This window comes from Streptomyces altiplanensis (assembly GCF_053591575.1).
This window is the reverse complement of the sequence record NZ_JBSFUB010000009.1, coordinates 1-23,062: the sequence shown is the minus strand read 5'-3', so window position 1 is coordinate 23,062 and position 23,062 is coordinate 1. Positions and strand designations below refer to the sequence as shown.

The 23,062-nt window shown below is 68.1% G+C and carries 20 protein-coding genes and 2 tRNA genes; 12 read left to right on the top strand and 10 right to left on the bottom strand.

What is annotated here, in order from left to right; all coding sequences use genetic code 11:
• Nucleotides 1–240: 240 nt before the first annotated feature.
• The 8 genes from ACWD0Y_RS06390 to rpmH all read right to left on the bottom strand — a co-directional run bounded on the left by ACWD0Y_RS06390 (nt 241) and on the right by rpmH (nt 6,131).
• The gene (locus tag ACWD0Y_RS06390) at nt 241–1,338 is read right to left on the bottom strand and encodes a ParB/RepB/Spo0J family partition protein (protein ID WP_450259293.1); all 1,098 of its coding nucleotides are present in this window, start codon (nt 1,336–1,338) and stop codon (nt 241–243) included.
• The gene (locus ACWD0Y_RS06385; RefSeq protein WP_093803429.1) at nt 1,335–2,411 is read right to left on the bottom strand and encodes a ParA family protein; all 1,077 of its coding nucleotides are present in this window, start codon (nt 2,409–2,411) and stop codon (nt 1,335–1,337) included. Before ACWD0Y_RS06385 ends, ACWD0Y_RS06390 begins: the two co-directional genes overlap by 4 nt.
• 253 nt (nt 2,412–2,664) lie before the next feature.
• The gene (gene rsmG / locus ACWD0Y_RS06380; RefSeq protein WP_450259292.1) at nt 2,665–3,381 is read right to left on the bottom strand and encodes a 16S rRNA (guanine(527)-N(7))-methyltransferase RsmG; all 717 of its coding nucleotides are present in this window, start codon (nt 3,379–3,381) and stop codon (nt 2,665–2,667) included.
• A gap of 105 nt (nt 3,382–3,486) precedes the next feature.
• A complete protein-coding gene (locus ACWD0Y_RS06375; protein ID WP_093800049.1) occupies nt 3,487–3,999 on the bottom strand; it encodes a Jag family protein in 513 nt (170 codons plus the stop codon).
• Between the two features lie 15 nt (nt 4,000–4,014).
• Nucleotides 4,015–5,259, bottom strand: a complete 1,245-nt coding sequence (gene yidC, locus ACWD0Y_RS06370; protein ID WP_450259291.1) for a membrane protein insertase YidC — start codon at nt 5,257–5,259, stop codon at nt 4,015–4,017.
• A gap of 3 nt (nt 5,260–5,262) precedes the next feature.
• Complete coding sequence (gene yidD / locus ACWD0Y_RS06365; RefSeq protein ID WP_344495928.1) at nt 5,263–5,604, bottom strand: membrane protein insertion efficiency factor YidD; 342 nt, start codon at nt 5,602–5,604, stop codon at nt 5,263–5,265.
• A complete protein-coding gene (gene rnpA, locus ACWD0Y_RS06360) occupies nt 5,601–5,975 on the bottom strand; it encodes a ribonuclease P protein component (RefSeq protein ID WP_093800046.1) in 375 nt (124 codons plus the stop codon). The genes yidD and rnpA overlap by 4 nt, the downstream gene beginning before the upstream one ends.
• Before the next feature lie 18 nt (nt 5,976–5,993).
• The gene (gene rpmH / locus ACWD0Y_RS06355; protein ID WP_078606731.1) at nt 5,994–6,131 is read right to left on the bottom strand and encodes a 50S ribosomal protein L34; all 138 of its coding nucleotides are present in this window, start codon (nt 6,129–6,131) and stop codon (nt 5,994–5,996) included.
• A 356-nt stretch (nt 6,132–6,487) separates the two neighbouring features.
• On the opposite strand from rpmH, the gene dnaA reads away from it, so the two are divergent.
• The 11 genes from dnaA to ACWD0Y_RS06300 all read left to right on the top strand — a co-directional run bounded on the left by dnaA (nt 6,488) and on the right by ACWD0Y_RS06300 (nt 20,753).
• Nucleotides 6,488–8,236, top strand: coding sequence for a chromosomal replication initiator protein DnaA (gene dnaA, locus ACWD0Y_RS06350; protein WP_450259290.1), 1,749 nt, complete (start codon nt 6,488–6,490; stop codon nt 8,234–8,236).
• Nucleotides 8,237–9,065: 829 nt separating this feature from the next.
• Nucleotides 9,066–10,196 carry a DNA polymerase III subunit beta gene (dnaN, locus tag ACWD0Y_RS06345; protein WP_093800044.1) on the top strand — a complete coding sequence of 377 codons (1,131 nt, stop codon included), beginning with the start codon at nt 9,066–9,068 and terminating at the stop codon, nt 10,194–10,196.
• Between the two features lie 67 nt (nt 10,197–10,263).
• The gene (gene gnd / locus ACWD0Y_RS06340) at nt 10,264–11,142 is read left to right on the top strand and encodes a phosphogluconate dehydrogenase (NAD(+)-dependent, decarboxylating) (RefSeq protein WP_450259289.1); all 879 of its coding nucleotides are present in this window, start codon (nt 10,264–10,266) and stop codon (nt 11,140–11,142) included.
• 30 nt (nt 11,143–11,172) lie between these two features.
• Entirely contained in the window at nt 11,173–12,303 is a 1,131-nt protein-coding gene (gene recF / locus ACWD0Y_RS06335) for a DNA replication/repair protein RecF (RefSeq protein WP_450259288.1), read from the top strand.
• Nucleotides 12,300–12,845, top strand: a complete 546-nt coding sequence (locus tag ACWD0Y_RS06330; protein WP_450259287.1) for a DUF721 domain-containing protein — start codon at nt 12,300–12,302, stop codon at nt 12,843–12,845. The genes recF and ACWD0Y_RS06330 overlap by 4 nt, the downstream gene beginning before the upstream one ends.
• Nucleotides 12,846–13,115: 270 nt before the next feature.
• Nucleotides 13,116–15,197, top strand: a complete 2,082-nt coding sequence (gene gyrB, locus ACWD0Y_RS06325) for a DNA topoisomerase (ATP-hydrolyzing) subunit B (protein WP_450259286.1) — start codon at nt 13,116–13,118, stop codon at nt 15,195–15,197.
• A 49-nt stretch (nt 15,198–15,246) separates the two neighbouring features.
• Nucleotides 15,247–17,916, top strand: a complete 2,670-nt coding sequence (gene gyrA, locus ACWD0Y_RS06320) for a DNA gyrase subunit A (protein ID WP_450259285.1) — start codon at nt 15,247–15,249, stop codon at nt 17,914–17,916.
• Between the two features lie 93 nt (nt 17,917–18,009).
• The gene (locus tag ACWD0Y_RS06315; protein ID WP_450259284.1) at nt 18,010–18,615 is read left to right on the top strand and encodes a DUF3566 domain-containing protein; all 606 of its coding nucleotides are present in this window, start codon (nt 18,010–18,012) and stop codon (nt 18,613–18,615) included.
• Between the two features lie 61 nt (nt 18,616–18,676).
• Nucleotides 18,677–18,750 (top strand) — tRNA-Ile (locus ACWD0Y_RS06310).
• Nucleotides 18,751–18,981: 231 nt separating this feature from the next.
• Nucleotides 18,982–19,116 (top strand): DLW-39 family protein, encoded by a 135-nt coding sequence (locus tag ACWD0Y_RS06305; RefSeq protein WP_003958712.1) that lies wholly within the window; start codon nt 18,982–18,984, stop codon nt 19,114–19,116.
• A gap of 257 nt (nt 19,117–19,373) precedes the next feature.
• Nucleotides 19,374–20,753: a hypothetical protein gene (locus ACWD0Y_RS06300; protein ID WP_450259283.1), complete on the top strand. Its 1,380-nt coding sequence runs from the start codon at nt 19,374–19,376 to the stop codon at nt 20,751–20,753.
• Between the two features lie 20 nt (nt 20,754–20,773).
• Here the strand turns inward: ACWD0Y_RS06300 and ACWD0Y_RS06295 are convergent, their stop codons facing one another.
• Nucleotides 20,774–22,147 carry a serine/threonine-protein kinase gene (locus ACWD0Y_RS06295; RefSeq protein WP_450259282.1) on the bottom strand — a complete coding sequence of 458 codons (1,374 nt, stop codon included), beginning with the start codon at nt 22,145–22,147 and terminating at the stop codon, nt 20,774–20,776.
• A 31-nt stretch (nt 22,148–22,178) separates the two neighbouring features.
• Nucleotides 22,179–22,727: a helix-turn-helix domain-containing protein gene (locus ACWD0Y_RS06290; protein WP_093800034.1), complete on the bottom strand. Its 549-nt coding sequence runs from the start codon at nt 22,725–22,727 to the stop codon at nt 22,179–22,181.
• Nucleotides 22,728–22,888: 161 nt separating this feature from the next.
• Between ACWD0Y_RS06290 and ACWD0Y_RS06285 the strand changes: the two genes are divergently transcribed.
• Nucleotides 22,889–22,961: transfer RNA gene (locus tag ACWD0Y_RS06285), tRNA-Ala, on the top strand.
• Nucleotides 22,962–23,062 lie beyond the last annotated feature (101 nt).

The following is a 23,062-nucleotide window of genomic DNA, read 5'->3' as shown; positions in this document are numbered from 1 at the left end:
CGTTCCCGGAGCAGACTGCCGACGAACCCACCGACTGCCCCGACACTCAGCCCTGCTGTCACCAGCCGGCTGCGGCTCACCGATCGCATGACCCCCAACCTCCCTCTCAAGTGAACCAAGGTGGATGTGCCATACCAGAACGCATCGTATCCACCATGCGATCGGACGGACACCGTGGGAAAGCAAAGGGCGGGTCGTGTTCCGGAACACGACCCGCCCTGCATTGGCCCGGCCGAGAGTTCAGCTCTCGCCGCCCTCCGCGTTCTCTTCGGTGAGGCCCTTCTGCAGGACCCGCCCCTCACCGGGGGCAAGCGTCCCGAGAATCCGCTCCAGATCATCCATCGACGCAAACTCGACGACGATCTTCCCCTTCTTCTGCCCCAGGTCGACCTTCACCCGGGTCTCGAACCGGTCCGAGAGCCGGGAAGCGAGACCGGTCAGGGCAGGCGACACCCTGGCACCCGCCCGCGGACTCTTCGCCTTGGGAGAGCCCTCTGGACGTGAGCCCATCAGAGTGACGATTTCCTCGACCGAACGCACCGACAGCCCCTCGGCCACGATGCGGTGCGCCAGGCGGTCCTGCTCCTCCGGGTCCTCCACGCCGAGCAGGGCCCTCGCATGGCCGGCGGACAGCACACCCGCCGCGACCTTGCTCTGCACCGAAGGCGACAGCTTCAGCAGACGCAGCGTGTTGGAGACCTGCGGACGCGAGCGCCCGATCCGGTCGGCCAGCTGGTCATGCGTGCAGCTGAAGTCCTTGAGCAGCTGGTCGTATGCCGCCGCCTCTTCCAGCGGGTTGAGCTGAGCCCTGTGCAAGTTCTCCAGCAGCGCGTCGAGGAGCAGCTTCTCGTCCTCCGTGGCCCGGACGATCGCGGGGATCCTCTCCAGCCCTGCTTGCTTGCAGGCCCGCCAACGACGCTCGCCCATGATGAGCTCATAGCGCTCATGCCCCAGCTGCCGTACGACGACAGGCTGGAGGAGACCCACCTCCTTGATGGAGGTGACCAGTTCCGCGAGGGCTTCCTCGTCGAACTCCTTACGGGGCTGCTTCGAGTTCGGCTTGATGAGGTCCAGCGGCAGCTCAGCGAAGTGAACTCCGGCGACCTCATCGAGCTCCGTCGGCTCCTGCTCCCGCACGGGAGCTTCTGTTTCACGTGAAACAGAAGCCGCAGGAAGCGAAGCCACCTTCGCGGCAGCCACTCCCCGCTCCGCAGTCAGAACCGGCACTGCCCCGGGAGACGTCGAAGCCAGCCCTACGGACACGCTCGGCTTCTCCTGCGAAGCGGGCGGGATCAGCGCGGCGAGCCCACGCCCCAATCCTCTACGGCGGTCACTCACTGGATCCCCTCCGACATGCTCTGCTGACTGTTCTGGCTGCCCGAGTGGGCATGCTGCGGGTCGTAGTGCACCCCGACGCCCCGCAGTGCGATCTCGCGGGCCGCTTCGAGGTACGACAGTGACCCACTGGATCCCGGGTCGTAGGTGAGCACGGTCTGCCCGTAACTCGGCGCTTCGGAGATACGCACGGACCGCGGGATGCTCGTCCTGAGCACCTCCTTGCCGAAGTGAGTACGCACTTCGTCAGCCACCTGAGAGGCGAGCCGCGTCCTTCCGTCGTACATGGTCAGCAGAATCGTCGACACATGCAGGTCCGGGTTGAGGTGCCCCCGCACCAGATCGACGTTCCGAAGAAGCTGCCCCAGCCCTTCGAGCGCGTAGTACTCGCACTGGATGGGGATCAGCACCTCCGCACCGGCGACCATGGCATTGACCGTCAGCAGGCCCAGCGAAGGCGGGCAGTCGATGAGAATGTAATCCAACGGCTGCTCGTACGCCTGGATGGCCCGCTGCAAGCGGCTCTCCCGCGCCACCAGCGACACCAGCTCGATCTCCGCACCGGCGAGATCGATGGTGGCCGGGGCGCAGAAGAGGCCTTCGACGTCCGGGACCGGCTGAACCACTTCGGAGAGCGGCCTGCTGTCCACCAGGACGTCATAGATCGAAGGTACTTCGGCGTGATGATCGATCCCCAGCGCTGTGGAAGCGTTGCCCTGCGGGTCGAGGTCGATCACCAGGACACGCGCGCCGTGCAGCGCGAGCGAAGCAGCAAGGTTGACCGTCGACGTGGTCTTCCCGACGCCGCCCTTCTGGTTGGCCACCACCATGATGCGGGTCTGCTCAGGTCGGGGCATCCCCTCACCGGCGCGGCCAAAAGCCTCTACCGCCAGTTGAGCAGCACGACCAATGGGGGTGTCGTCCATCGGGGGCGGCGTTTCACGTGAAACGTCCTCCCCCGCCGATTCGGTTCGGGGACCGGGGACCGGGTCGGTCATCGGTCCCGCGATGTTGGCGTCGGACCGCAAGGATTCACTCTCCTCGACTTCAGGCTCGCAATGCACAGAGCCTGCCATGCTTTCGGGGTCATGAACCAGCGAGGCCCGTTCTTCTGTGGAGGAATCCACCTCTGTGAACAACTCCGTAACCCTGGCGGGCCTGCGGTCGCGCGGCGCGGCAGTCGCACGGGTGCGACTGATGATTCCATGCAGCAGAGAGCGGTGTTTCACGTGAAACACGATGCACCGGCTCCACGGCTACGCCCTCACGACACTCCGAAATACGTACATATGGCAGATCGTGCGCAGCATCATTGACAGACAGCGCGGATCACCGGCGCCGACGCGCACGCCCCGTCCGCGCCGCCTTGGCCCGCTTGGCCGCGAACCGCACTCCGCCGGGGCTCTCCCCGACCTCCACGCGCACCACCGTGGACAACGGGTCCACCACACCCTCACCGACGTGCAGCACCTCCGTCTCCACCACACCGAGTTTGCTCAGCGCGGAACGGGTGCTCTTGAGCTCTTCCTCGGCGGTGTCACCCTTGAGCGCCAGCATCTCCCCGTACGGACGCAACAGGGGAACCCCCCAGCCGGCCAGCCGGTCCAGCGGTGCCACGGCCCGCGCCGTCACCACATGAACGGGCGGCAGCTTCCCGAGGACTTCCTCCGCACGGCCGCGCACCACCGTCACGTGCTCCAGGCCCAGCAGCTCGACCACTTCCTGAAGGAAGTTCGTACGCCGCAGAAGAGGCTCCAACAGAGTGATCTTCAGGTCCGGGCGTACCAGCGCCAGCGGGATACCCGGGAGCCCGGCCCCCGACCCCACGTCGCAGACCGTGACCCCTTCGGGAACGACCTCGGAGAGCACCGCGCAGTTCAGCAAGTGCCGCTCCCACAACCGCGGTACCTCACGCGGACCGATCAGACCTCGCTCGACTCCGGCATCCGCGAGCAGTTCCGCGTACCGGACGGCCTTTGGAAAGCACTCGCCGAATACCGCCCGTGCCTCTTCAGGCGCCTGGGGAAGCTCTGCTTCCTCCGTCACGGGGACCGTCCTTCCGTACCGCACTACCGCACTGGTGGCTGACTATCAGGCTGACAAAGATCGGCCCCGCCTGCGAACAGACGGGGCCGACAGGCGATGGACCGGTCAGGCCGGGAGCACGACGACGAAGCGCTGCGGCTCCTCGCCCTCGGACTCGCTGCGCAGTCCCGCCGCCGCGATCGCGTCGTGCACGACCTTGCGCTCGAAGGGCGTCATCGGGTCGAGTTTCACCGGCTCGCCCGTGCTCTTCACATCATTCGCGGCCTTGGCGCCGAGCTCTGCGAGCTCTTCGCGCTTCTTGGCCCGGAAGCCCGCGATGTCCAGCATCAGCCGGCTGCGGTCCCCGGTCTCACGGTGCACGGCGAGACGCGTCAGCTCCTGAAGCGCCTCCAGCACCTCACCGTCGCGACCCACGAGCTTCTGAAGATCACGGCTACCCGTGTCACTGATGATCGAGACCGAAGCCCGATCGGCCTCGACATCCATGTCGATGTCACCGTCGAGGTCGGTGATGTCGAGCAGACCCTCAAGGTAGTCGGCCGCGATCTCCCCTTCCTGCTCGAGGCGGGTCAGGGTGTCGACACCCTCAGCGGCCACGGAGGTGGTGCCTTCCGTCACGGGATGGACTCCTTATTACTTCTTGGACGGGTGCTTGGGCCGCTGCTGGCCCTTGCGCTGCCCGGACTTGGCTTGGCGTGCGGAACCGGAAGCAGGCTTGCCGGCCGTCTTGGGCTTGTCGGCCTGCTGCGGCTCTTCCTTCTGCAGCGAGGTCTTCGCCGCCACAGGCTCGGCGCCGGACTGACGCTGCGCCTTGGTCAGCCGCTTGGGCTGCTGCCGCTTCGGGCCGGAGTCGGCCGTAGCGCCGCCCTCGGTCTCGACGACCTCGGGTTCGCCCTTCACCACGGTGCCGTCAGGCTGCACGGCCAGGCGCGCCATACCGAGACCCTTGACGAACTTGCGCTCGGCCTCATTGCGCTCACGGCCCTTGGCGGCGATCTGCTTGATCACGTTGCGCTCGCGCCGGCTGCGCACCTTGCCGTGCTTGACGATCGACTTCTGCATCCGCTCCAGCAGCTGAGCCTGCGCCTTGCTGCCCGGGGTCGGGTTGCCGTGGATCACGTACATCTGCTGGCCCATGGTCCACACGTTGGTGGTCAGCCAGTAGACGAGGACACCGACCGGGAAGTTGATGCCCATGACGGCGAACATGACCGGGAAGATGTACATCAGCATCTTCTGCTGCTGCATGAACGGCGTCTTGACCGTCAGGTCGACGTTCTTCGTCATCAGCTGGCGCTGCGTGTAGAACTGCGACGCCGACATCAGGACGATCATGACCGCGGTGACGATGCGGACATCGGTCAGCGAAGCCTGCAGGGCAGCGACCTTCTCCGTGCTGTCCATGAACTTCGCCGCGATCGGGGCGCCGAAGATGTGGGCCTCACGGGCACTGTCCACCAGGTTCTGGTTGAGAACACCGATCTCGTCACCCGAGGAGATCTTGCTCAGCACGTGGTACAGCGCGAAGAAGAACGGCGACTGCGCCAGGATGGGAAGGCACGAGGACAACGGGTTGGTACCCGTCTCCTTGTACAGCTTCATCATCTCTTCGGACTGACGCTGCTTGTCGTTCTTGTAGCGCTCCTGGATCTTCTTCATCTCAGGCTGGAGCGCCTGCATGCCACGCGTCGACTTGATCTGCTTGACGAACAGCGGGATCAGACAGATCCGGATCAGCACCACCAGGGACACGATGGACAGACCCCAGGCCCAGCCCGTGTCAGGCCCGAAGAGCGCGCCGTACATCGTGTGGAACTGGACGATGATCCAGGAAACCGGGGTGGTGATAAAGCTGAAGAGACTGGCAATCGTGTCCACTAATCAGGCTCCTTGAGCATTGGGCGAGGTCTCTGCGGCCGGGTTGATCTCAGCGGCGGAGTGCTGCCCGCCCTTGCTGCCGCGGTTGCCGCTCCACGCATTGCGCAGCGCTTCGTGCCAACGCGGACGTCTGCGCGGCGGGACATGGTCCACACCGCCCGGCGACCACGGGTTGCACCGCAGAATGCGCCAGGCGGTCAGGGCCGTGCCCTTGACCGCACCGTGCCGGTCGATGGCCGTAAACCCGTAGTGGGAGCACGACGGGTAGTACCGGCAGACAGGCCCGAGCAACGGACTGATCGTCCACTGGTACAGCTTGATCAGAGCCAGCAGCGGGTACTTCATCGCGCGCCCCCTCCCAGCAGCCGCTGAAGCGCGGCATCCAGGTCTCGGGCCAGCTGTGCATGGTCGGCATCGCCTGCTCCGGGCAATGCCCGTACGACAACCAGGCTACCGGGGGGCAGCTCCGGCAGACGGTCCCGGACAAGGTGGCGAAGCCTCCGCTTCACCACGTTGCGCACCACAGCATTGCCAACGGCTTTGCTGACGACGAAACCCGCACGCGGCTGGGGAACGCTCTCCCCAGGCGCGTGCGGGTCCGTTGCACCGCTACTGCGTAGGTGGACGACGAGGAGCGGGCGTCCGGCCCGGCGTCCTCGGCGTACCGCGGTCGCGAAGTCCTCGCGCCGCCTCAGCCGATTCTCGGTAGGCAGCACGTCATGACCTGTAGGTGATCAGGCGGAAAGGCGCGTGCGGCCCTTGCCACGGCGAGTCGCCAGGATGGCGCGACCGGCACGCGTCCGCATGCGGAGACGGAAACCGTGGGTCTTGGCGCGACGACGGTTGTTCGGCTGGAAGGTGCGCTTGCTCACTCGGGGGCTCCAGAAGTGGTGTGGTGGCGGGGCATCGCCTGGCTGTCACCGTGCGCCCACGAGGAAGCTCGCAACGCCCGTGTGCACCGCTTCACGATCACAGACCGTGATCTTTGCCCATCGGAGGCAGGCGGCAGCAGCCATCGACAACTCGACCTGGTCACGGTACGCGCGGCTACGCCATCCGGTCAAACCGACACCTTGTTGCCGGGCGACTGTGCACAGCCTGTGGACAACAACTTGAACCGTGTGAGGCGCCACGACTACCGTGACTGAACTTGGATTCCTTTCCTGCCTGTCCTTCCATCCCGTCCCTAGAACCACACATTCGTGGGACCTGTGAGAGAGCGTGCCCTGTGGCTGACGTACCTGCCGATCTTGCCGCAGTGTGGCCGCGAGTGCTGGAGCACCTTCTCAAAGAGGGCCAGCAGGGCATCGAACCCAAGGACAAGCAGTGGATCGAACGCTGCCAGCCGCTCGCGCTGGTCGCCGACACCGCGCTGCTCGCCGTCCCCAATGAATGGGGCAAGCGCGTCCTCGAAGGCCGGCTCGCCCCCCTCATCAGCGAGACCCTGAGCCGCGAGTGCGGCCGTCCGATCCGGATCGCGATCACCGTCGACGACTCCGCGGGAGAGCCCGCCCCGCAGCAGCAGCCCCAGCACGAGTCGTACGACAGTTACGGACACCGGCCCCAGGGCGACGACCTGCCGACCGCCAGGCCCGCCTACCCCGACTACCGGCAGCCCCGCCACGAGCAGGGCTCCTGGCCCCGCCCGCAGGACGACCACGGCTGGCAGCAGCCCCGGCTCGGCGGGTTCCAGGAACGCGACCCGTACGCCTCGCGCCCCCCGCAGCACGACTACCGGCAGCAGCCGCCCGAGCACCAGCAGTACGAGCAGCCGCACTACGACCAGTCCCCGCGTCACGAGCGTCCCGAGCGTCCCGAGCGCCGCGACCACCAGGACCAGCCCGCCCCGCACCGCGGCGGCGGCCCCGGCTCCTCGATGATGTCCGCCGGCGGCGCCCCCGGGCCGCTGGCCGCACAGCCCTCGACACCGGGCCCCGGCGAACCGCACGCCCGTCTCAACCCGAAGTACCTCTTCGACACCTTCGTCATCGGCTCGTCCAACCGCTTCGCGCACGCGGCCGCCGTGGCCGTCGCCGAGGCGCCGGCGAAGGCGTACAACCCGCTCTTCATCTACGGGGAGTCAGGGCTCGGCAAGACGCACCTGCTGCACGCGATCGGGCACTACGCGCGAAGCCTCTACCCCGGCACGCGCGTGCGCTACGTGAGCTCCGAGGAGTTCACCAACGAGTTCATCAACTCCATCCGCGACGGCAAGGGCGACGCCTTCCGCAAGCGCTACCGCGACGTGGACATCCTGCTCGTCGACGACATCCAGTTCCTCGCGAGCAAGGAGTCGACGCAGGAGGAGTTCTTCCACACCTTCAACACGCTCCACAACGCCAACAAGCAGATCGTGCTGTCCTCGGACCGGCCGCCCAAGCAGCTGGTGACCCTGGAGGACCGGCTGCGCAACCGCTTCGAATGGGGCCTGACCACCGACGTACAGCCGCCCGAGCTGGAGACGCGCATCGCGATCCTTCGCAAGAAGGCGGTGCAGGAGCAGCTCAACGCGCCGCCCGAGGTGCTGGAGTTCATCGCGTCCCGCATCTCGCGCAACATCCGTGAGCTGGAGGGCGCGCTGATCCGTGTGACGGCCTTCGCGTCACTCAACCGGCAGCCCGTGGACCTCGGCCTCACCGAGATCGTGCTCAAGGACCTGATCCCCGGTGGTGAGGACGCGTCTCCCGAGATCACGGCGGGCGCCATCATGGCGTCCACCGCGGACTACTTCGGGCTGACGGTGGAGGATCTCTGCGGATCGTCCCGCAGTCGCGTGCTGGTGACGGCCCGGCAGATCGCGATGTACCTGTGCCGTGAGCTGACGGATCTCTCCCTGCCCAAGATCGGCGCACAGTTCGGCGGCCGCGACCATACGACCGTCATGCACGCCGACCGCAAGATCCGCGCGCTGATGGCGGAGCGGCGCTCCATCTACAACCAGGTCACCGAGCTCACGAACCGCATCAAGAACGGCTGATCCGGCACCGGAAACACCGCCCGGAGGGCGCCCAGGGACGTACTCCCGGGGCGCCCTTCGCGGCTCCGCGACTCCGCGGTGTTCGAATGCCCGGCCACACGGCTCTCTTCTCCACAGAAGAGGGCGGGATGCCTTGTCCACACCCTGGGGACTATCGGGTTGTCCAGATCGGGTCCACAGGTGCGGATCCTGGAGGCTCATCACCCCAGGTCAGGTGGTTGTGGATTTGTGTCCAACCTTCATCCACAGCCTGTGGACAGTGAGACTGTCCACAGGGTCCACTCTTGGTTGTCCACCGGTAACCCACAGGCAGGACCACGTTGTGCACAGCTAATCCACACCCCTGTCCACTGTTCGGCAACGAAACGCGCCCGCTCACCGCCTCGAGTGAAAGCGGTCACACCAAGAGGCTGGGTTGGGCTGTGGGGAACGTGGGTAAAGCTGGGGACAGCACTGGGGAGAAGTGACCCCTGCCTGTGCATGGGGTGTGCAGAACTTTCGCGTGTCCACAGAAGCCCTTGGTTTTCCACGGGGCCCGCCCACAGGGCCGGTGGACAAAAAAGTGGGCTTGACCTGTGGAAACAGGGTTATCCACCGTTTCCACAGGCCCTACTACTACTCCCACTTAGAGATAGCTCGGAAATCGCTTGGAAGAAGGGCCTGTGTACAACTCGGGTCCGGAGCCGGCGACGCCTCTCGCCACGACTTGACCCCGAGCCGCACCGACTGCCGGTGCGGTGCGTCAGACTGGTCCCCGGCAACACAGCCAGACGACCCCAGACGACGACGGCCAGCAGGGCGAGCCAGCAACAAGCAGGAGGCGGTTCCGGTGAAGATCCGGGTTGAGCGCGATGTACTCGCGGAGGCGGTGGCCTGGACGGCGCGCAGCCTCCCGGCCCGTCCGCCGGTGCCCGTTCTCGCGGGCCTTCTTCTGAAGGCGGAGGAGGGCGCGCTGAGCCTCTCCGGCTTCGACTACGAGGTCTCGGCGCGGGTCTCGGTCGAGGCGGACGTGGAGGAGGACGGCACCGTTCTCGTCTCCGGCCGGCTCCTCGCCGACATCTGCCGCGCCCTGCCGAACAGGCCGGTGGAGATTTCCACAGACGGTGTACGGGCGACCGTGGTCTGCGGCTCCTCGCGGTTCACACTCCACACACTGCCTGTGGAGGAGTACCCGGCACTGCCGCAGATGCCGACCGCGACCGGCACCGTTCCCGGTGAGGTCTTCGCCTCCGCCGCCGCCCAGGTGGCCATCGCCGCCGGCCGCGACGACACGCTGCCCGTCCTCACCGGCGTGCGCATCGAGATCGAGGGCGACACCGTCACGCTGGCCTCCACCGACCGCTACCGCTTCGCGGTCCGCGAGTTCCTGTGGAAGCCGGAGGACCCCGAGGCCTCCGCCGTCGCCCTGGTGCCCGCCAAGACTCTGCTGGACACCGCCAAGTCGCTGACCAGTGGTGACACGGTGACCATCGCGCTCTCCAGCTCGGGTGCCGGTGAGGGCCTGATCGGTTTCGAGGGGGCGGGCCGTCGGACGACGACGCGGCTGCTCGAAGGCGACCTGCCGAAGTACCGGACGCTCTTCCCGACCGAGTTCAACTCGATCGCCGTCATCGAGACCGCCCCGTTCGTCGAGGCCGTCAAGCGTGTGGCGCTGGTCGCCGAGCGCAACACCCCGGTGCGGCTCAGCTTCGAGCAGGGCGTACTGATCCTCGAAGCGGGATCGAGCGACGACGCACAGGCTGTGGAGAGGGTCGACGCGAACCTCGACGGCGACGACATCTCGATCGCCTTCAACCCGACCTTCCTGCTGGACGGCCTGAGCGCGATCGACTCACCGGTCGCCCAGCTCTCCTTCACGACCTCCACCAAGCCGGCGCTGCTCAGTGGCAGGCCCGCGGTGGATGCCGAGGCGGACGAGGCGTACAAGTACCTGATCATGCCGGTGCGGCTCTCGGGCTGAGGTCTTCGCGGGCCGGGCGTAGGCTCGTTCCCGGGTAAGAATCGCCACGACGCTTAAGGAATCTCTGATGGAGCTCGGTCTCGTCGGCCTCGGCAAAATGGGCGGCAACATGCGGGAGCGCATCCGCCGCGCAGGCCACACGGTCATCGGTTACGACCGCAACCCGGACGTCGCCGATGTCCACAGCCTTGAGGAGCTTGTGGCCAAGCTCAAGGGCCCGCGGGTCGTGTGGGTGATGGTTCCGGCCGGTGCCGCGACCCAGTCCACCGTGGACGAGCTGGCCGAGCTGCTCGAGCCGGGCGACGTCGTCGTGGACGGCGGGAACTCGCGCTGGACGGACGACGAGAAGCACGCGGAGGAGCTGGGCCGCAAGGGCATCGGGTTCGTCGACTGCGGCGTCTCCGGCGGTGTCTGGGGCCTGGAGAACGGCTACGCGCTGATGTACGGCGGCGACGCCGAGAACGTGGCGAAGGTCCAGCCGGTCTTCGACGCGCTGAAGCCCGAGGGCGACTTCGGTTCGGTGCACGCGGGCAAGGTCGGCGCCGGCCACTTCGCGAAGATGGTTCACAACGGCATCGAGTACGCCATGATGCAGGCGTACGCCGAGGGCTGGGAGCTGCTGGAGAAGGTCGACTCCGTCACGGACGTGCGCGAGGTCTTCCGGTCCTGGCAGGAGGGCACGGTCATCCGTTCCTGGCTGCTGGACCTGGCGGTCAACGCGCTGGACGACGACGAGCACCTGGAGAAGCTCCGCGGGTTCGCCGCCGACTCGGGCGAGGGCCGTTGGACGGTCGAGGCCGCGATCGACAACGCCGTGCCGCTGCCGGCGATCACCGCGTCGCTGTTCGCGCGGTTCGCGTCGCGTCAGGACGACTCCCCGCAGATGAAGATGATCGCTGCCCTGCGCAACCAGTTCGGTGGTCACGCGGTCGAGGCGAAGAAGTAGTTCAGAGCTGGAAGAAGGTCGGCGTACACCATGCATGTCACGCATCTGTCGCTGGCCGACTTCCGCTCGTACGCCCGGGTCGAAGTTCCTCTCGACCCGGGCGTCACTGCTTTTGTGGGGTCGAACGGTCAGGGCAAGACGAACCTGGTCGAGGCGGTCGGTTATCTCGCGACGCTCGGCAGCCACCGGGTGTCCTCGGATGCGCCGCTGGTGCGGATGGGTGCGGAGCGGGCTGTCATACGGGCCGCTGTGACGCAGGGCGAGCGGCAGCAGCTGGTGGAGCTCGAGCTGAATCCGGGCCGGGCGAATCGTGCGCGTATCAACAGGTCTTCGCAGGTCAGGCCGCGTGATGTGCTGGGGATCGTACGGACGGTGCTGTTCGCGCCGGAGGATCTGGCCCTGGTGAAGGGTGACCCGGGTGAGCGGCGGCGGTTCCTCGACGAGCTGATCACGGCGCGCTCGCCGCGGATGGCGGGGGTGCGGTCGGACTACGAGCGGGTGCTGAAGCAGCGGAACACGCTCTTGAAGTCGGCGGCGATGGCGCGCAGGCACGGCGGGCGTTCGATGGACATGTCGACGCTGGACGTGTGGGACCAGCATCTGGGGCAGGTCGGTGCGGAGCTGCTGGCGCAGCGGCTGGATCTGATCGCGACGCTGCAGCCGATGGCGGACAAGGCGTACGAGCAGCTGGCGCCGGGCGGGGGGCCGGTGTCGTTGGAGTACCGGAGTTCGGTCGGCGAGGGCGTCGGGCCGGCGCGGACGCGCGAGGAGCTGTACGGGCAGCTGATCGAGGCGCTGGCGGGTGCGCGGAAGCAGGAGATCGAGCGGGGTGTGACGCTGGTGGGCCCGCACCGGGACGATCTGGTGCTGAAGCTGGGGCAGCTGCCGGCGAAGGGCTATGCCAGTCATGGCGAGTCCTGGTCGTACGCGCTGTCGTTGCGGCTCGCTTCGTACGACTTGCTGCGGTCCGAGGGCAATGAGCCGGTGCTGGTGCTCGACGATGTTTTCGCGGAGCTGGACGCGCGGCGCCGGGAGCGGCTGGCGGAGCTGGTGGCGCCGGGGGAGCAGGTGCTGGTGACGGCTGCGGTGGACGACGATGTGCCGGGGGTGCTGGCGGGCGCGCGGTGTGTGGTGGCCGGTGGCGAGGTGGCGCGGGTATGACGGGTGCGAGCGGGGAGTTTCCGCGGCAGCCGAAGGTGCCCGAGCCGTCCGGGGTGGACCTGGCGCGGGTGGCGTTGCGGGCGGCGAAGGAGCAGGCGCGGGCCCGGGGCGCGGCGGCGCAGCAGAGGACGCAGGCCAGGCGTGGCGGTGGGCTGCGGTCGGGGGCGGGGGCGGACGGCCGTGATCCGTTGGCGCTGGGTGCGGCGCTGGACCGGCTGAAGACGGAGCGCGGCTGGGAGATGCCGATGGCGGTCGGCGGGGTGATGGGCCGGTGGCCGGAGATCGTGGGCGGGGATCTGGCGAATCACTGTGTGCCGCAGCGTTATGACGAGGACGAGCGGGTCCTCACGGTGCAGTGCGATTCGACGGCGTGGGCGACGCAATTGCGGCTCATGCAGCGGGAGTTGCTGACGCGGCTGAACAAGGATCTGGGCCGGGACACGGTGCGGACGATCAAGATCTGGGGACCGGGCGGTCCGCCGCGTCGTTTCGGTGCGCTGAGGGCGCCGGGGAGTACGGGCCCAGGGGACACCTACGGCTGAGTAGCCGGTGCGCGCGTGAGGTGTCCCTCACGGTGATGGGTCCTTGACAGCCGGAAGCGCTGGGTGCCCGTGTGAGCCTCTTGGAGCCCCTTCCCGGATATGGGGAGTCGGACGGCGCCGGTTCAGGACGGCACATGGGTACTCAGGTACCGGCAAACCCCCATGAGTGTCAGTGCTACCGGTAGACTGGTACGGAATCCCGCTCGCTTGCGGGACACGTCGACTTATACAGAACGACGCGGCCGGTCCCGTTTGTCGGGGTTTCGGCTCGTGCTGTGCCAGAAAGGGCGCTTCGTGGCCGATTCCGGCGACCCCAACGAGAACATTCCGTCCACTGATGCCGGTGGGAACGGCGAGGCCGCACCGCAGGGCTCCTCGTCGTACGACGCCAGCGCGATCACCGTGCTCGAGGGTCTGGACGCAGTCCGCAAGCGCCCCGGCATGTACATCGGCTCGACCGGTGAGCGCGGTCTGCACCACATGGTGCAGGAGGTCGTCGACAACTCGGTCGACGAAGCCCTGGCCGGCCACGCGGACACCATCCACGTGACGATCCTGGCCGACGGCGGCGTCCGCGTCGTCGACAACGGCCGCGGCATCCCCGTCGGCATCGTCCCGTCCGAGGGCAAGCCGGCCGTCGAGGTCGTGCTGACGGTCCTCCACGCGGGCGGCAAGTTCGGCGGCGGCGGCTATGCGGTCTCCGGCGGTCTGCACGGCGTCGGCGTCTCCGTCGTCAACGCCCTCTCCACCAGGGTCTCGGTGGAGGTCAGGACCGACGGCCACCGCTGGACGCAGGACTACAAGATGGGCGTCCCCACCGCGCCCCTCGCGCAACACGAGGAGACCGAAGAGACCGGCACCTCGGTCACGTTCTGGGCCGACCCGGACATCTTCGAGACGACCGACTACTCCTTTGAGACGCTCTCGCGCCGCTTCCAGGAGATGGCCTTCCTCAACAAGGGCCTGACGATCACGCTCACCGACGAGCGCGAGTCCGCGAAGGCCACGGTCGGTGCCGACGACCCCGACACCGAGGCGGCGGAGGAGCAGCCGGCGCGGACGGTGGAGTACCACTACGAGGGCGGCATCGTCGACTTCGTGAAGTACCTGAACTCGCGCAAGGGTGAGCTGATCCACCCGACCGTCATCGACGTCGAGGCCGAGGACAAGGAGCGGATGCTCTCGGTCGAGATCGCGATGCAGTGGAATTCGCAGTACACGGAGGGTGTGTACTCCTTCGCGAACACGATCCACACGCACGAGGGCGGTACGCACGAGGAGGGCTTCCGCGCGGCGATGACGGGTCTGGTGAACCGTTACGCGCGCGAGAAGAAGTTCCTGCGCGAGAAGGACGACAACCTCGCCGGTGAGGACATCCGCGAGGGTCTGACGGCGATCATCTCGGTGAAGCTGGGCGAGCCGCAGTTCGAGGGCCAGACGAAGACCAAGCTGGGCAACACGGAGGCGAAGACCTTCGTGCAGAAGGTCGTGCACGAGCACCTCAACGACTGGTTCGACCGCAACCCGAACGAGGCCGCGGACATCATCCGCAAGGCGATCCAGGCGGCCACGGCGCGTGTCGCGGCCCGCAAGGCGCGCGACCTGACGCGTCGCAAGGGCCTGCTGGAGTCGGCGTCGCTGCCGGGCAAGCTCAGTGACTGCCAGTCGAACGACCCGACGAAGTGCGAGATCTTCATCGTCGAGGGTGACTCGGCCGGTGGTTCGGCGAAGTCCGGGCGCAACCCGATGTACCAGGCCATCCTGCCGATCCGCGGCAAGATCCTGAACGTCGAGAAGGCGCGGATCGACAAGATCCTGCAGAACACCGAGGTGCAGGCGCTGATCTCGGCGTTCGGTACCGGTGTGCACGAGGACTTCGACATCGAGAAGCTCCGCTATCACAAGATCATTCTGATGGCGGACGCCGACGTCGACGGTCAGCACATCAACACGCTGCTGCTGACGTTCCTGTTCCGCTTCATGCGACCGCTGGTCGAGGCGGGGCACGTGTACCTGTCGCGTCCGCCGCTGTTCAAGATCAAGTGGGGCCGGGACGACTTCGAGTACGCGTACTCGGACCGTGAGCGCGACGCGCTCGTCGAGCTCGGCAAGCAGAACGGCAAGCGGGTGCGGGACGACTCGATCCAGCGCTTCAAGGGTCTCGGCGAGATGAACGCCGAGGAGCTGCGCATCACCACGATGGACGTGGACCACCGGGTTCTCGGCCAGGTGACCCTGGACGACGCGGCGCAGGCCGACGACCTGTTCTCGGTGCTGATGGGTGAGGACGTCGAGGCGCGGCGCTCGTTCATCCAGCGCAACGCCAAGGACGTCCGCTTCCTCGACATCTGAGTCGGCCGTGTACGCCACCAGCCGCAGCTCGAAAGGACTTTGACCAGTAATGGCCGATGAGAACACCCCTGCCCCCGTGACGCCCGAAGAGGTGCCCCCCGTCGAGGGCGTGGGCATGCGTGTCGAGCCCGTGGGGCTCGAGACGGAGATGCAGCGCTCGTATCTCGACTACGCGATGTCCGTCATCGTGTCGCGTGCGCTGCCCGACGTGCGGGACGGTCTCAAGCCCGTGCACCGCCGTGTGCTGTACGCGATGTACGACGGCGGCTACCGGCCCGAGAAGGGCTTCTACAAGTGCGCCCGTGTCGTCGGCGACGTCATGGGTACGTACCACCCGCACGGCGACTCCTCGATCTACGACGCCCTGGTGCGCCTGGCGCAGCACTGGTCGATGCGGATGCCGCTGGTGGACTCCAACGGCAACTTCGGCTCTCCGGGCAACGACCCGGCCGCGGCGATGCGGTACACCGAGTGCAAGATGATGCCGCTGGCCATGGAGATGGTCCGGGACATCGACGAGGAGACCGTCGACTTCCAGGACAACTACGACGGCCGCAACCAGGAGCCGACGGTCCTGCCGGCGCGCTTCCCGAACCTGCTGATCAACGGTTCGGCGGGTATCGCGGTCGGTATGGCCACCAACATCCCGCCGCACAACCTGCGGGAGGTGGCGGCCGGTGCGCAGTGGTTCCTGGAGAACCCGGACGCGGGGCACGAGGAGCTGCTCGACGCGCTGATGGAGCGCATCAAGGGCCCCGACTTCCCGACCGGTGCGCTGGTGGTGGGCCGCAAGGGCATCGAGGACGCGTACCGGACGGGCCGCGGCTCGATCACGATGCGCGCGGTGGTGGCGGTCGAGGAGATCCAGAACCGCCAGTGCCTGGTGGTCACGGAGCTCCCGTACCAGACCAACCCGGACAATCTCGCGCAGAAGATCGCCGACCTGGTGAAGGACGGCAAGATCGGCGGCATCGCGGACGTCCGTGACGAGACGTCTTCGCGTACGGGACAGCGCCTGGTCATCGTGCTGAAGCGGGACGCGGTCGCGAAGGTCGTCCTGAACAACCTCTACAAGCACACCGACCTGCAGACGAACTTCGGCGCGAACATGCTGGCGCTGGTGGACGGTGTGCCGCGCACGCTGTCGCTGGACGCCTTCATCCGGCACTGGGTGACGCACCAGATCGAGGTCGTCGTCCGGCGTACGCGGTTCCGCCTGCGCAAGGCGGAGGAGCGGGCGCACATCCTGCGCGGCCTGCTCAAGGCGCTGGACGCGATCGACGAGGTCATCGCGCTGATCCGGCGCAGCCAGACCGTGGAAGTGGCGCGCGAGGGCCTGAGGGGCCTGCTGTCGATCGACGACATCCAGGCGAACGCGATCCTGGAGATGCAGCTGCGCCGGCTGGCGGCTCTGGAGCGCCAGAAGATCGTCGCGGAGCACGACGAGCTCCAGGCGAAGATCAACGAGTACAACGCGATCCTCGCCTCGCCGGAGCGTCAGCGGCAGATCATCAGCGAGGAACTGGCCGCGATCGTCGACAAGTTCGGTGACGACCGGCGGTCCAAGCTGGTGCCCTTCGACGGTGACATGTCCATCGAGGACCTGATCGCCGAGGAGGACATCGTCGTCACGATCACGCGTGGCGGCTATGTGAAGCGCACGAAGACGGACGACTACCGGTCGCAGAAGCGCGGCGGCAAGGGCGTGCGCGGGACGAAGCTGAAGGAAGACGACATCGTCGACCACTTCTTCGTGTCGACGACGCACCACTGGCTGCTGTTCTTCACGAACAAGGGCCGGGTCTACCGGGCGAAGGCGTACGAGCTTCCCGACGCCGGCCGGGACGCGCGCGGGCAGCATGTCGCGAACCTGCTCGCTTTCCAGCCGGACGAGCAGATCGCGGAGATCCTCGCGATCCGTGACTACGACGCGGCGCCGTACCTGATCCTGGCCACCAAGGGCGGCCTGGTGAAGAAGACGCCGCTGAAGGACTACGACTCGCCGCGTTCGGGCGGTGTCATCGCGATCAATCTGCGGGAGACCGCGGACGGCGCCGACGACGAGCTGATCGGCGCGGAGCTGGTGTCGGCCGAGGACGATCTCCTGCTGGTCAGCAAGAAGGCGCAGTCGATCCGGTTCACGGCGACCGACGAGGCGCTGCGGCCGATGGGGCGTGCGACTTCCGGTGTGAAGGGCATGAGTTTCCGCGAAGGGGACGAACTGCTCTCGATGAATGTCGTGCGGGCCGGTACGTTCGTCTTCACTGCCACCGATGGTGGGTACGCGAAGCGGACTCCCGTCGACGAGTACCGCGTTCAGGGCCGTGGCGGCCTGGGTATCAAGGCCGCCAAGATCGTGGAGGACCGGGGCTCGCTGGTCGGCGCGCTGGTGGTCGAGGAGACGGACGAGATCCTCGCCATCACGCTCGGCGGTGGTGTGATTCGTACGCGAGTCAACGAAGTCAGGGAGACGGGCCGTGACACCATGGGCGTCCAACTGATCAACCTGGGCAAGCGCGATGCCGTCGTCGGTATCGCGCGCAACGCCGAGGCCGGTCGTGAGGCTGAAGAGGTCGAGGGCTCCGAAGGGGCCGATGTCGATGCGGCCGATGTCGACGGGTCCGAAGGTGTCGCGGTCGAGGTTGCCGAATCCGTCGAGGGCACAGTGCCCTCATCCGCCGAGGGCGCAGCGCCTTCGGCCGGGCAGCACGAGGAGTAAAGCGTGAGTGGAGCCACGGGCGCCGGAGCGGCCGCTTCCGAATCTGGAGCACCCGGTGCCCGTGGCTCTGCCACGGACTCCCAGGGGGGGACTGTGACCGATACACGAGGGCCTCAGCCTCAGGGTTATGACGGGTACGCGAGCGGGCCGTTGCCCGGTGAGCGCGAGCCGCAGGGGAAGGGTCAGACGGCGCAGCCGTATCACCCGCCGCAGGCGTACCCGTCGCCCCAGGGCGGCGCCGCGCAGGGCGGCGGCGGTACGCAGGGCGGACAGCAGCCGGGCGCCGCCGCGGTGCGCCTGCCGCGGACCGGGGCGCGTACGACGCCGCGTACGCGCAAGGCGAGGCTGCGGGTGGCCAGGGCCGACCCGTGGTCGGTGATGAAGGTGAGCTTCCTGCTCTCCATCGCGCTGGGCATCTGCACGGTGGTGGCCGCCGCGGTGCTGTGGATGGTCATGGACGCGATGGGCGTCTTCTCCACGGTGGGCGGGACGATCAGCGAGGCGACGGGCTCCAACGAGAGCAACGGCTTCGACCTGCAGTCCTTCCTTTCGCTGCCGCGCGTGCTGATCTTCACGTCGGTCATCGCGATGATCGACGTGGTGCTCGCCACGGCGCTCGCGACGCTGGGTGCGTTCATCTACAACCTGTCGGCGGGCTTCGTGGGCGGCGTCGAGCTGACGCTGGCCGAGGACGAGTAGACGGCCGGCGGAGCCGATTTTGGTACTGCCCCCGAGGTGCGCTAATCTTCAGGGGCAGCGCGGGGCTATAGCTCAGTTGGTTAGAGCGCATCCCTGATAAGGATGAGGCCACAGGTTCAAATCCTGTTAGCCCCACCGCGGACCTGAAAAGGTCGAAGGCCCGGCAGATCGAAAGATCTGCCGGGCCTTCTGCGTTCCGCCCTCCCGTGCCGTGGTGATGTGTACGCGTCGGGGTGATGCGGGGGCGGACTGACTGCTGTGTGCCACGCCTCAGTTGGGTGGGAACTAGGTCACCGATCGATATCGGTCGGTGTGTATAGTCGGGCGCCAGAAGTCCCCTACGTCAAGGAAAGACGAGGTCGCGCGGTGAAGAAGCTTCTCCTGGTCGCACTGGCCGCCATCGGCGGGCTCCTCGTGTACCGCCAGATCCAGGCGGATCGCGCCGAGCAGGATCTGTGGACGGAGGCGACTGACTCCGTGCCCGCAGGTTCGGGTGTGTGAGACCCAGTAGTCCCAGCACGGGCCCCGGTCGCTGAGCGGCCGGGGCTTCGTGCTGTCCGGGGGACGGCCGAACGGGTCACGGCGGGGCGCCGCGGAGCCGTGACGCGCTTTCTCCTGAGTTCGCCTGAGCGAATCCCCCGTGTGCGAAAGCAAGCGGCCCGGGGGTGTGCGCGGTGCGGCCGGTGGCTCACGCAGACAGCACCGGGGCCGGCGGGGCAGGATGGTCGGGCATTGCGGACGACGAGGGGTGGCGCGTGATGAGGCGGCGCAGCATGGGCAGGGCGGGGCTCGGCGCGGTGGCGGCGCTGTGCGCGGTGGTGACACTGCCGGCGCAGGCCGGGGCCGCGGAGGGGCCCGGCCCGTACGCCTACGAACCGTCGGCGAAGCCGGTCGAGGGCGCGGCGATCAGCACCGAGGCCGAGCGGCTGAAGCCGGGCGGGACGTACCGGGACTCGATCGGGCCGGGCGGCAAGCTCTTCTACCGGCTGGAGCTCGACGCGAAGTCCAACGCCTATGTGTCGGCGACGGCCGTGCCGGTGCCGGGGACGAAGGTCGCGTACGCCGACGAGCTCAAGGTGACGCTGCAGGACCGCGACGGCAACTCGTGCAGCTCCGACACCGCGCGGTTCGGCTCCGCGGAGTTCGCGCGGCCGATCGGGACGTACGCCCACCGGACCCTCGAGGAGGACGCCTCCTGTCAGGAGGCCGACACGTACTACGCGCTCGTCGAGCGGACCGGCGCGGACACCTCGTCGAGTGAGCCGTGGGAGCTGGAGATCCGCCACCTGACGGAGCCCCGGGTGAAGGCGGGCGGAGCGACGGCGGCGCCCGAGAACTGGCCCAGCGGCTCGCCGGCGCCGCCCGGCGGCGGGCCCCGGGAGCGCAGGGGCGGGACGAGTTTCTTCAGCGCGCCCGGGCTCGAACAGGGCGAATGGCAGGACAGGATCAAGCCCGGCGAGACGCTGTTCTACAGGGTGCCGGTCGACTGGGGACAGCAGCTCTTCGCCAGTGCGGACCTCGGCAGCGCGGCCGGCGAGGGGTATGTGTCCAACGCGCTCACCATGGCGCTGTACAACCCGGCGCGGGGGCTCGTCGACAGTGCGACCGACGTGTCGTACGACGGCAGGCAGAAGTCGTCCGTACTGGATCCGCTGCCGCCCGTGGCGTACGAGAACCGCTTCGACTCGTCGGATTCCGTCAACGGGATGCGGTTCGCGGGCTGGTACTACCTGAGGGTCAGTCTGAGTCCGGAGGTCGGGAAGGAGTTCGGGCCACAAGCCCTCGGGCTCTCCCTGCGGCTGAACGTCGAGGGCGGCAAGGGGAAGGGCGCCCCCGCCTACGAGGGGCCTGCCGGTGACTTCCAGGTCACCGACGAGGACCTGAGCGCGGCGGAGAGCGGACAGAGCACCCCCGCGGCGAAGAGGAGCGCCACGATGCGGCTCGTCGGGGTGTCCGGGATCGGTACGGGCACCGTGCTGGTGCTCGGGCTCGGGGTGTGGACGCTCGTCGCCAGGCGGCGCGCGGCGGCAGGGCCGCAGCCTGCGGGGCCCGGTGGGGGCCTTGGTGCGGGGCCGGGCGGCGGGCCGGGCCAGGACAGCCAGACGCCTGCGGGGTACGGACCGCCTGCCCCCTGGTAGGCCGCCCGGCCCTGAGCCGGTCAGCTCTGCGTCAGGGCCCAGATGCCCACCGCGAAACAGACCAGTGCCAGCAGCAGCACCGGGACCGTCACCTTCGGGGGCGGTCCCGGCCGCCTGTGCGGGGCCTGGACAAAGGCGTGGGTGCCGTGCGGGGCCGACGGGGCAGGTGGAGCCGGAGCGGGAACCTCCGGGCCGCGAGCGGTGTAGGGACGAGTAAGGGCCTGGTCGTGCTGCGCCGCGCCCACGGGGACCTGAGAGGGGACCTGCGCCGCGCCGGGGAGGGGGGAGGCCGCATGCGCGGACGCGGGGGCGGACGGGGACGCCGGCACGGGTGCCGGCGCGGGGGGAGCCGGCGGCTGCGCCGCCGGGGACGGCGGTGCGGGCTGCCGCCGCGGCGGAGGCGCCAGGTGGAAGCTGCCCGTCTCCGACATGGAGGACGGCCGCTGTACGGGCTGCGCCTGCTGGTGGCCCTGGTGGCCGTCCTGTACGGAGTCCTGGGAGCCGGGAGCGGGCGCAGAAGGCCCTTGGGGGCCGAAGCCGGGCGGGAGCGGGCCGATCTGGTCGAAGACTTCCACCGGCTCCTCGTCGGGGGCCGGTTCGGGGAGCATCTCGACGGCGGCGGTCAGCGCCTTGCGCGCGCCCGTCGCCGTACGGAACCTGGCCTGCGGATCGGGCTGCAGCATCCCGGCGACGACCTGCCACAGCGGCTCCGGGACGCCCTGCGGGGCGCCCGGTGTGCCGTACGTGGCGAAGTGCTCCACCAGGGCCCGGGAGTCGGGTTTCCGGCCCTGCACCAGGTAGAGGGCGACCAGGCCGACCGCGAACAGGTCGGCCGGGAAGTCCGGCTCCGCGCCCGTCATCTGCTCGGGCGCGAAGTAGCCGGGCGTCCCCACCACGTAGTTGGTATCGGTGAGGCGGGGCTCGCCCTTGCGCATCGAGATGCCGAAGTCGGACAGCCGCAGGTGCGGCCGCCCGGTGCCGGTGGCCTCCAGCAGGATGTTGGCCGGCTTGATGTCGCGGTGCACGACGCCTTCCGCGTGCACCGCGGCGAGACCGGAGAGGAGCTGATCGAGGAGGGTGCAGACGAAGCGGGGCGGCAGCGGGCCGTAGTCCCCGATCAGATGGGCCAGCGAGCCGCCGCTCACCAGGTCCATGGTGAACAGCACCTTGTCGTCGTCCGCGGCCCAGCTGGCCGGGGCGAGGACATGGGGGTGGTCGATCCGCAGTGCCTGCTCGCGCACGAAGCGCAGCAAGGCGTGCGCGTCGCTCTGCTGAAGAACCTTGGCCGCCACGTACCGGCGGCGTCTGTGGTCCCACGACCGCCAGACGGCTCCTGCTCCACCGCGTCCGATCGGGTCGATCAGCTCGTACCGACCGGCGAAGACCTCACCCATTGCGCTGTGCCCGCTCCCCGGTCCGCTCGGATCAGCTCTGGTGCGCCTCGTAGTGGGCGACCGCGTCAGCGGTGCGTCCGGCGCCGTACACCCGGAGGAACTCTGCCAGTTCCGGGTGGGTCGGGGCGAGGGTGTCCGCCGCATCTATGATGTCGCCGGCCGCCGCCACCGAGCGCAGCAGCGACTGGATCTCGCGCACCACGCGGCGCACGGTCGGCGCTCCGGAACTCGCGGTGGTCTGGCTGGTGTTGTTGAGCACGGAGCCGCCCTGGGACTTCTTGATCTCTTCCATCCGGCCGGTGGCCTCGGCGGCGCTGACGCTGCCGTCGGCGACCTGGCCGGCCAGGTCCTGCAGAGCCTGGACACGCTGCACCACGGCCGGATTCCCGATCTTGGCGCGCTGGCCGCTCATCAGCTGGGACAGCATGGGCGCGGACAGCCCGAGCACCGCGGCGAGCCTGGCCTGGTTCAGGCCCAGATCGTCGATCAGCCGACGGAAGAGCGCCCCCAACGGCTCCCCGTACCAACTGCGTTGAAGCTCTCTGGCTCTGGCCGTCGCCTCTTGCTGCGCTGTGTCCATTGCGTCTCCCCTTCGCTGCTGCGAACCTCGCCGAGCATCTTACGGAGCGTGGTCGCGGACCGGGAGTCCCATATCTTTTTGCAGGATCCGGGGGGAGACCCGGTACTCTGTTCTGCGGCGGTGGTCACGGTGCGGTTCAGCCGGTCACGTCCACCCGTCCCGGGGCCTTAGCTCAGTTGGTAGAGCGCTGCCTTTGCAAGGCAGATGTCAGGAGTTCGAATCTCCTAGGCTCCACGTCGCAGCCCGTCTTCAGCGTCCTCGACAACGCCGTCGGCTGGACGAAGACCGTCGCCTTCGGTACGGACGCGTACTACGCCAGCCCGTGTCAGCGAGTC

What these genes read in the sequence shown, in the direction of transcription:
- ACWD0Y_RS06295 (WP_450259282.1), bottom strand. Translation starts at nt 22,147, where the DNA reads ATGGGTGAGGTCTTCGCCGGTCGGTACGAGCTGATCGACCCGATCGGA.
- gnd (WP_450259289.1), top strand. Translation starts at nt 10,264, where the DNA reads ATGGAGCTCGGTCTCGTCGGCCTCGGCAAAATGGGCGGCAACATGCGG.
- ACWD0Y_RS06330 (WP_450259287.1), top strand. Translation starts at nt 12,300, where the DNA reads ATGACGGGTGCGAGCGGGGAGTTTCCGCGGCAGCCGAAGGTGCCCGAG.
- recF (WP_450259288.1), top strand. Translation starts at nt 11,173, where the DNA reads ATGCATGTCACGCATCTGTCGCTGGCCGACTTCCGCTCGTACGCCCGG.
- gyrA (WP_450259285.1), top strand. Translation starts at nt 15,247, where the DNA reads ATGGCCGATGAGAACACCCCTGCCCCCGTGACGCCCGAAGAGGTGCCC.
- ACWD0Y_RS06290 (WP_093800034.1), bottom strand. Translation starts at nt 22,727, where the DNA reads ATGGACACAGCGCAGCAAGAGGCGACGGCCAGAGCCAGAGAGCTTCAA.
- yidD (WP_344495928.1), bottom strand. Translation starts at nt 5,604, where the DNA reads ATGAAGTACCCGCTGCTGGCTCTGATCAAGCTGTACCAGTGGACGATC.
- ACWD0Y_RS06300 (WP_450259283.1), top strand. Translation starts at nt 19,374, where the DNA reads ATGAGGCGGCGCAGCATGGGCAGGGCGGGGCTCGGCGCGGTGGCGGCG.
- ACWD0Y_RS06385 (WP_093803429.1), bottom strand. Translation starts at nt 2,411, where the DNA reads ATGGCAGGCTCTGTGCATTGCGAGCCTGAAGTCGAGGAGAGTGAATCC.